A 7602-nucleotide genomic window follows, 5' to 3' on the forward strand; every position below is an offset into this window, starting at 1 on the left:
GCCGATACTGCCGACAATTAGTTTCAATCCTCGCCCGCCCACGTGGGCGGGCGCTACTTGCGGTCCTGCGCCTCCAGGATGGCGTCACGGGTGAGTTTCAATCCTCGCCCGCCCACGTGGGCGGGCGCTACGCAAGGGCGATAAAGACCGCTGCATCCCGCTCCCCGTTTCAATCCTCGCCCGCCCACGTGGGCGGGCGCTACAGATGGTAAGGGTGTGGGTAGCGGCCGAGGGGGTGTTTCAATCCTCGCCCGCCCACGTGGGCGGGCGCTACGCGTAACAAACCAGCAAAAAGCGTAACCATACAGAGGTTTCAATCCTCGCCCGCCCACGTGGGCGGGCGCTACTGTCACCATTTTTTCGTGACAGCTTTCAAGCAGTTACATGCCGTTTCCCGCGAATCTAGCAGAATCCGACAGGAAAACCATCTCCAGCAACTTTTCACCTCCTCTGTCACTCGCAATATCATAACGTTACCTATCCGCGAACCTCCCGGCATTTCGAAGCAGCACCAAGTTCGCGCTCAGACGATCAACGGCTCTTCGTCGAAAAAAATCGTCCGGGTAAGGCCATAGGTTTCCACGTGGTTCTCCCGGGGCTCGGTCAGGCGATAGAAGCGAAGGTTGTCCTGCTCCTTGTCGATCTCCTTCAGCAGTTTGCGCCGGAGGTCTTCGAACTTCATCTCGTTGACCTGGCATTCAAACACCGACTTCTGGACCCTCTGACCGTAGTTCTTGCACGCCTGGGCCACTCGCCGCAGGCGCCGGCGCCCCTCTTTGGTTTCGGTGTTCACATCATAGCAGACAACTACCCACATACCCTCACCTCACGAATAGAGAACCGGCGTGTACTGTTCCAGGTCGCCCCGCAGGTGCCGGGCCAGCAGCCGGGACTGGACGTGGGGAAGGAGACCAAAGGGGACTTTCTGGTCGAGAACCGGGTGGTGGAATTCATCCTGCTTCCGCTTCTGGTAGGCCATGATGACCTCCTTCCGCCCCGCGTCATCAAGATACGTGGCTCCGCCGGGCCGCACCTCGAAGTGCTTCCCCGTGATCTGCTTCCGGTTGATGAGGGTGAGAGCCAGCCGATCCGCCAGCACGGCCCGGAATTCTTCCATGAGATCGAGCCCCAGGGACGGCCGCCCCGGACGCAGCACATGGAGAAAGCCCATCTGGGAATCGAGCCCGACCCCTTCCACGGCGCTGATGCAGTCGTTGAGGAGCAGCGTGTAAAGGAAGGAAAGCAGCGCGTTCATGGGATCAAGGGGAGGCCGGCGGTTGCGGCCATTCAGCCGGAACGTGGGGCGGTCCTCCTCCTTCACCATCCGGTCGAAGACATGGAAATAGGCGTTGGCTGCCTCCCCCTCCAGGCCGCGGACGTGGTCGATATCCGTCGCATCCTTGAGATGGAAGAGCGCATCGGCCAGGGTGTCGGCGGCCCCGCGCAGCGCCGCTGCCTCGTCGTTCACATCCGTCTCCCGCGCCCCGCGCAAGAGGATCTGGCGGGCGTTCTTCACCTTCCCCGCCACCATGTTCCGGGCGATGGCGGCAGAGAGTTCCCGGTCGCGCACCGCCTCGTACTGGGTCTGGCGCAGGAGCACGTTGCCGCTGGTCTTGCCGACGACGCGGCACTTGAACTTGCCGTTGCGGTCGAGGATCACCACGGCCCGGCCGTCATCGGCGCAGCGGGCCATGATGAAGGGGCTCATCATGACGTTCCCCATGGTGACGATCGCCCCCAGGTGGTGGAGCGGCACCTGCATCTGGAGTTCGCCCTTCACCTCCACCTTTACTGTCTCGTGGTCGAGACTGACGTAGGCCCCCTGGGTCATGACGTAGAGGGTGTTGAGGATCTGTTTCATGGTTTTTTCCCCTTCAGCCGCTTGCGGCTCTCCGGCTCAACCAGGAAATTCTCCGGAGTCACCACCCCCTTGCCGGTTTCCACCTCCAGCTTTTCCCGCGCCTCGCCGGCAATCCGTCCCCCCTTGTGGGCAGCCACCTTGTTTTCGGGAAAGCCCTGGGCATCCTGCTTCCGGGCGATTTCCGTCGTAGCCGCCTCGCCCAGCATCGAGAAGATCAATTCCAGGTCGGTCATGTGGTCCCGCAGGTTTTCCCGCTCCAGCCCCTTGAACTGCTTGTACTCGCCGGGGGTCATGCCGAAGGCGGCCTTGGAGATTTCGGCGGTCAGGATGGCGTACTCCGGTTCTCCCTTCACGCCCCGGTTCTTCCACTCTTCAGTCAACTCGGCCCGGATGGCGATGCCTCGCATCCGCTTCTCGATCCATGCTTCGGAATACCCCTTGGCACGGTAAAGCTCGCGGGTGCGCTTCGTGGCAAGCTCCGGGTCTTCGATCTCCTGCACCCGCTCGTAGCCGACCTTGGCCAGCCAGCGTTTGAAGGGTTCAGCCTTGGGGGACGGGATGGACTGGATGATGCGGAACATGGTCTCGGTGTTGGCGCAATCGGTCGAATACGTCTTACCGTCCGCTGACACGAGTTTCAGTTGTACGATTTTCTCGTACAACTCGTTATAGCCTTCATTGGTGAGCTTTCGCTTCAGGTCACTCCAGTAGCGACGGGGAATAGAGCTTTCCACAAGAACCCCTATCACGTCGATAACCGAGAACCACCACTCCCCGTTGTGCAGGGTTTTACGAATTTCTTTCCCTTGAAAAACCACCAGCCTTGTTTCCATCCATCCCTCCTCAGATTGCAAACAACTCCCGCGCCGCCTTTCGGCTTCTGTCCTTTTCGGCAACGACGGCGGGAAGACAGGATTCTCTCAACGAACAATGGGTACAGCGCTTGTCGTTTACCGGCGGCGGGATGGTGGATTGTGCAAGCATCCCACGGACACCTTCAACCGCCTTCTCGACGTGCTCTCTCATGGCATCGGTAAAGACGACTTCCCGGCGCTCCCGCGAACCATGCCAGAAGAGCGCGCCCTGCCCGACCGGCACCCCGAACATCTCTTCGAGGCATATCGCTTGGGCGCAGAGTTGCAGCGCCTCGTGGTGGCCGGCCCGGTGCTTGCCCGACTTGTATTCCACCGGGTAGGGAGTCTCGCCGTGGAATTCCACCAGATCGGCCTTGCCGACAAGGTTCAGCCTCTTCGACCAGAGCGGCAGCGCCCGCTCGTAGCGGATTCCAGCCACATCGTGGGACGATTCCACGTCCACGTTTTCATGCACATCGCGGCCGCGCATGGTGTAGAGGTTTTCGCCCCAGACTTGTTCCACGTGGATGAGGGCACACTGGCGGGGGCAGTAGCTGTAATGCTCCAGGGCGGAGATCATGATGGGGTCGGGAGAATCCATGGTTATTCCCTATGTAGGGGCAATTCACGAATTGCCCAAATCATTGCGTCACCATTGGGCAGTTCATGAACTGCCCCTACCGTGTGGTTGTTTCCGGGTTTTCTTGGTCATATTCCCATTTCAGAGGGTTCTGACGGATATATTCTCGAATTGCGGTCATTTCCCGTTCACCCCGAATCACCCTCTCGTGATAATTGCGCTGCCAGAGCGGAATACCAGGAGTGTTGGGCATCAGGTTTATCTGTTTAGCGGTGTTCATTTTGAAAAAACCGATCACCTTCGGAATCAACATGGTTCTGCGTTTCTTATGTAGGGGCAATTCATGAATTGCCCTGTCGTTGCAACATGTGTCGGGCAATTCATGAATTGCCCCTACGGCGTCGGTTAAACCATTATCAGCGACAACGATCACCCCATGCAGATGATTCGGCATGACCACGAATTCATCGAGCGTCACATTCGGAAACCGGTCCGGCAATGACCGCCAGACCCCCTCCACCTTTCGTCCCGCCTCGTTCAACACCATGTCGTCCTGAACGATTCCGCCAAACAGGCATTCCCTCCCCTGTACACAAAGGGTCACGAAATAGGCCCCGGCAGAGGAATAATCATATTCCCGCAACCGGATGGACCGGCGATGATGAACGTCAGGATTATAGGTCATACCCCGTCCCTTGTCCCGTAGGGGCGAACCTCGTGTTCGCCCAGGTTATCGGTATTTCGTAGGGGCGACCCCATGTGGCCGCCCTGGGTTCCAAATCACAGTTTTTCGATAATCTCCACTCCTTCAGGAACAGTCCCCACTGTGACAACATAATCCTTGAAAGACCGCGCCGGACCTTCCAAGTTTTCCTTGCGCTTGATGTCGATCAGGTCGAAAAGCTTGTGGGCAGGGGCGTTGCCGAGTTTGTCCCGATGTTTGAAAACAAACAGCTTCTGGCTGCTCATCACCCCCCTGGCGGCAGAACGGTCGTGCTCGAACATATTGATCAACGCATTCCAGAGCAGTTCCAGATCTTCCTCACCGAAACCGGTTTTGTCTGCCAACGCCGCAGAGACAAAGCCCTGAGCAACATAAAGACCATACGGAACGATGTGCTTGCGTCCCATGGTCCTCTCTTTTTCCAAGTCTTTCTCGTTGGTTACTGCCATACGGGTGATGCTGATTTCCTGCGACAGGATTGGCTCGACGCTCTTGGCAAACGCCAACTGCACCGGCCCGCGTACCTGCCCGCAATTCACCTCGGTGGTCATGACCGCACCGAAGCTCCGGATATCGTAGAAGTTGGCGCACATCCAACCGGTAACTTTCCGGGCATCCTCCTCAGCCTTAGGTAGCTTCTTGGCTTCGGGTTTAAGCTCAAATGCTTTGTAGGCCAACTCGTTGGTTTGGTTAAGAACTGACTTTTCCTGCACGTAAATATTGAAACCTTCGGCTCCACCCTTGGCAAGAGCCACATGGTTGCGAATCTTCCGCTTCAGACAAACATCGGTCACCAGCCCATGCCCGGTTTCCGGGTCGATACGCGGCATATTGCCGGCATCGGGGTCGCCGTTGGGGTTGCCGTTTGCAACATCGAACAACAGAACAAATTCATAACGATTGGCGATTGCAGTCATTGGTTTAGCCCTCCTGAGTTTTCTTGGTATAGAGATCTTTCCGCTGATGGTAGTAACCGATCATGAACAGCCCCTGTTCTTCAGCTTTCATGGTTGTCGGATAATCGGAAAACCCGGCGATGATATCCTGAATCATGGTTTCGTAATGGAAGGCCCGTCCTTTTCTTTCCGGGTCCTTCTTCAGCTTGGCAATATGGTTGGTCGAATTTTTCAGCAACATGTGGAAGACCAGTCCAGGCGTGGCCGCTGCCGCTGCCAGATAGCGATCCTTAATGGTGGCGTTGGCATTGGGTATGGCTTCTTCCTGGGCCTTTTCCAGCACGGCGAAGAGCCGCCCCAGCAGGTAAGGCCGGTCAGAACGGTTGGGATCGAGAGACACGGGAACCTCCTTGTGTTTATTGCGCATCAGATAGGCTTTCAGCAGCGCGGCGCGGAAATAGGTGACATTATGTTCGGCCCGAATGCGATCCAGCACCACGGGCAAGAGATTCTGAGGATATAGTGCCCCGGTCAGGACGGCTCGAGCTATTGCCCCGGCCAACACTGGCGAGACGTTCTCCGATTTGCCGAGTGTGGCGGTCTGGCAGAGCAAACGCCACAGGGGCGGGAACTCCGGTTCGTTGTCGAATTGGCGCACGATATTGAGTTGTTCGTAGTGTTTGCCGACCCGCTCCAGCAAAGCCCCCAGGCTGTTGGCCTCCCAAAAGCGGATGGACAGGCGCGCGGCATTGGGCGCAAGTCCAAGGATGTAGAACTGTACGTCTTCGTCCAGATCGGGCAGGAAGTCAGTAGCCTTGCGGCCGTCACGGATTGCCTTCAAAAGACCGCGAATGGCTGTGGTTGTCTGCTGGTCATCCTGGGTTGCGTCGGTTTCCGCTGTCTCCGTCGGAGGATCGAAAAGATCGGCAAATAATCCCTCCACCGGATTGCTGCAAGCCGCCCAAAAAGCATAGGTAGTATCACCGATAACGATCTTCTGGCGGCTGTCTCCGGTCAAAAGGGCATTTAAAGCCGTTGTATAAGCAAAGGCAGATAACTCGGCCACGGAGGCTTTGTCCTGGTTGTATGAGACAAAGGCCGAGGCATTGAACGACACTATATAACCGCCCGAGGTCTGTCCGCCGCGCACCCCCTTGATCGGTGTATGCACCCGCGCCAACGGAGCATCACGTTCACCGGTAATCAGGCATTGCACCAAAGGCGCATCCGTGCCGCGCTGACCATACTCAAGCCAGGCACGCTGCACCGGAGGGCGGTCGTGAACATATCCCGGAACGCCATCCAGTCGAAACACCAAGTTGGCGTTACAGACGTCGTCCCACGGTTGATAACGAGAAATTACTTCCTGAGAGCGCTCACAGTCCCACGTCTCGACAAACTGCCTGACAGCGCGGAAACCGGTATCTTCTATCTTTTTGCCTACGTCCAGCAGCAACTCCTTGAAGGCATTGAATCGTTGCCGATTCGCATCGGTCGACCCGTCACCATCGGCGCCGAACAAATACGAAGCCTTGTCCCAAATAAAGTTGGCCTTTACCCCCGATGTGCGGGTCACTGCCGCCGGTACAGGAATCTTGCGCGGGCGCTGTTTTTTCCCGTCCAATTCATACAAGGGTTCCACTCCCCGCAAAGAACCATCCTCGCCAAGCACCAGAGCAAAGGAGATATTCTCTATGCTGGTACCGAAGGCGGGCATCCCGGAATCAGGGGTGTTGAGCATCCGTTCGTAATAGCTGTTAAGGGCATGCAGAATCATGCGCGCACCTCCGGAGTAAACGGCGACGGCGGCGAGATGATGCCGTTCTCCATCTGTGCCCGGAAAAAGAGCGGGGTCATGTTGTTGGCAAAATCAATATCCAGCAGCATGTAGCCCAAGTCCTTATTCTGTCCTGCATAGCAGGAAACGGGCGGAGCTCCCTCGACCAGTTCAAAGCAGGCCGGAAACTCGCGGCACCCAAGCGAAGGCTGGTGAAAGAACTGCCCTTTCCTGGCCCGGCGCTCGAATATGTCCATATGCTTTGCCCAGTTGTCCTCAGAACCGGCTTTATCGGTCAGCTCAAAATGGGCCTCGATGACATACTCCACGTCGCGCAACAAGGTGGCGGCCCGCTGCTGGCGGTTGTTGCCGTCATCCACCAGAAAGTAGAGCGGCTTTTTATCCCGCATGGCGGTTGCGGGATTCGGTTTCGGAATTTTGGAACTGACTTCGTTGCGCCGCACGTTGTCGAACCTGATGGGGCGCAGCACGTGAATCCGGTCGATTATCCAGCGGATAGCGGGTTTCCAGTGGATAGCCTCCAGGATGCCCCGCGCCGCAGAGGGGGTCATCACATCGTATGACACCCGCTCGACCTTCATTTCCGGCCGGGTAAAGCAGGCATAATCCCCCCATACCCGCAGCTTGATACCTTTCGCCATAGACTCCTCCTCAACCAGGAGATGTGCGGGCCGCCAAGTAGGCGGCCCGCCATTTTGCACTTCCTTACTCCTGTCTCTGTTTCAATCCTCACCCTTTACGGAGCGCATCACTACTGTCCGGTAAAGTTCGAATGTACTTCTGTAACCAACTGATTCTTATAGCTCTTTGACATAATTGTTCTTTTTTCGATTTGAATTCGTTTCGGGTGCTACCTTTCTGACTTCACAGGAGGGTGGCGATGCAATCC

General features: G+C 57.1%; 8 protein-coding genes and 1 CRISPR repeat array. All 8 genes read right to left on the reverse strand.

Annotation, left to right across the window (positions count from 1 at the left end; all coding sequences use genetic code 11):
- Window positions 1-20 precede the first annotated feature (20 nt).
- A CRISPR array of direct repeats spans window positions 21-347; the repeat unit is 37 nt; unit sequence GTTTCAATCCTCGCCCGCCCACGTGGGCGGGCGCTAC.
- A 176-nt stretch (window positions 348-523) separates the two neighbouring features.
- A complete protein-coding gene (gene cas2, locus RCH91_RS20925; protein ID WP_306537354.1) occupies window positions 524-817 on the reverse strand; it encodes a CRISPR-associated endonuclease Cas2 in 294 nt (97 codons plus the stop codon).
- A gap of 9 nt (window positions 818-826) precedes the next feature.
- Window positions 827-1861: a type I-C CRISPR-associated endonuclease Cas1c gene (gene cas1c / locus RCH91_RS20930; protein ID WP_306537356.1), complete on the reverse strand. Its 1035-nt coding sequence runs from the start codon at window positions 1859-1861 to the stop codon at window positions 827-829.
- Window positions 1858-2694, reverse strand: a complete 837-nt coding sequence (locus tag RCH91_RS20935; RefSeq protein ID WP_306537358.1) for a Bro-N domain-containing protein — start codon at window positions 2692-2694, stop codon at window positions 1858-1860. The genes cas1c and RCH91_RS20935 overlap by 4 nt, the downstream gene beginning before the upstream one ends.
- A gap of 10 nt (window positions 2695-2704) precedes the next feature.
- Window positions 2705-3316 carry a CRISPR-associated protein Cas4 gene (cas4, locus tag RCH91_RS20940; protein ID WP_306537360.1) on the reverse strand — a complete coding sequence of 204 codons (612 nt, stop codon included), beginning with the start codon at window positions 3314-3316 and terminating at the stop codon, window positions 2705-2707.
- Between the two features lie 76 nt (window positions 3317-3392).
- The gene (locus tag RCH91_RS20945; protein WP_306537362.1) at window positions 3393-3980 is read right to left on the reverse strand and encodes a transposase; all 588 of its coding nucleotides are present in this window, start codon (window positions 3978-3980) and stop codon (window positions 3393-3395) included.
- A 95-nt stretch (window positions 3981-4075) separates the two neighbouring features.
- Window positions 4076-4936 carry a type I-C CRISPR-associated protein Cas7/Csd2 gene (cas7c, locus tag RCH91_RS20950; RefSeq protein ID WP_306537364.1) on the reverse strand — a complete coding sequence of 287 codons (861 nt, stop codon included), beginning with the start codon at window positions 4934-4936 and terminating at the stop codon, window positions 4076-4078.
- Window positions 4937-4940: 4 nt separating this feature from the next.
- On the reverse strand, window positions 4941-6692 hold the full coding sequence (gene cas8c / locus RCH91_RS20955; protein WP_306537366.1) for a type I-C CRISPR-associated protein Cas8c/Csd1: 1752 nt from the start codon (window positions 6690-6692) through the stop codon (window positions 4941-4943).
- On the reverse strand, window positions 6689-7354 hold the full coding sequence (gene cas5c, locus RCH91_RS20960; protein WP_306537368.1) for a type I-C CRISPR-associated protein Cas5c: 666 nt from the start codon (window positions 7352-7354) through the stop codon (window positions 6689-6691). Before cas5c ends, cas8c begins: the two co-directional genes overlap by 4 nt.
- Window positions 7355-7602: the final 248 nt, after the last annotated feature.

Origin of the sequence: Geobacter sp. (assembly GCF_030834625.1) — a bacterium.
Classification (GTDB): domain Bacteria; phylum Desulfobacterota; class Desulfuromonadia; order Geobacterales; family Geobacteraceae; genus Geobacter.

Bases quoted from the DNA above. Each gene is read 5' to 3' on its own strand.
- cas2 (WP_306537354.1), bottom strand. From the start codon at position 817: ATGTGGGTAGTTGTCTGCTATGATGTGAACACCGAAACCAAAGAGGGG.
- cas1c (WP_306537356.1), bottom strand. From the start codon at position 1,861: ATGAAACAGATCCTCAACACCCTCTACGTCATGACCCAGGGGGCCTAC.
- RCH91_RS20935 (WP_306537358.1), bottom strand. From the start codon at position 2,694: ATGGAAACAAGGCTGGTGGTTTTTCAAGGGAAAGAAATTCGTAAAACC.
- cas4 (WP_306537360.1), bottom strand. From the start codon at position 3,316: ATGGATTCTCCCGACCCCATCATGATCTCCGCCCTGGAGCATTACAGC.
- RCH91_RS20945 (WP_306537362.1), bottom strand. From the start codon at position 3,980: ATGACCTATAATCCTGACGTTCATCATCGCCGGTCCATCCGGTTGCGG.
- cas7c (WP_306537364.1), bottom strand. From the start codon at position 4,936: ATGACTGCAATCGCCAATCGTTATGAATTTGTTCTGTTGTTCGATGTT.
- cas8c (WP_306537366.1), bottom strand. From the start codon at position 6,692: ATGATTCTGCATGCCCTTAACAGCTATTACGAACGGATGCTCAACACC.
- cas5c (WP_306537368.1), bottom strand. From the start codon at position 7,354: ATGGCGAAAGGTATCAAGCTGCGGGTATGGGGGGATTATGCCTGCTTT.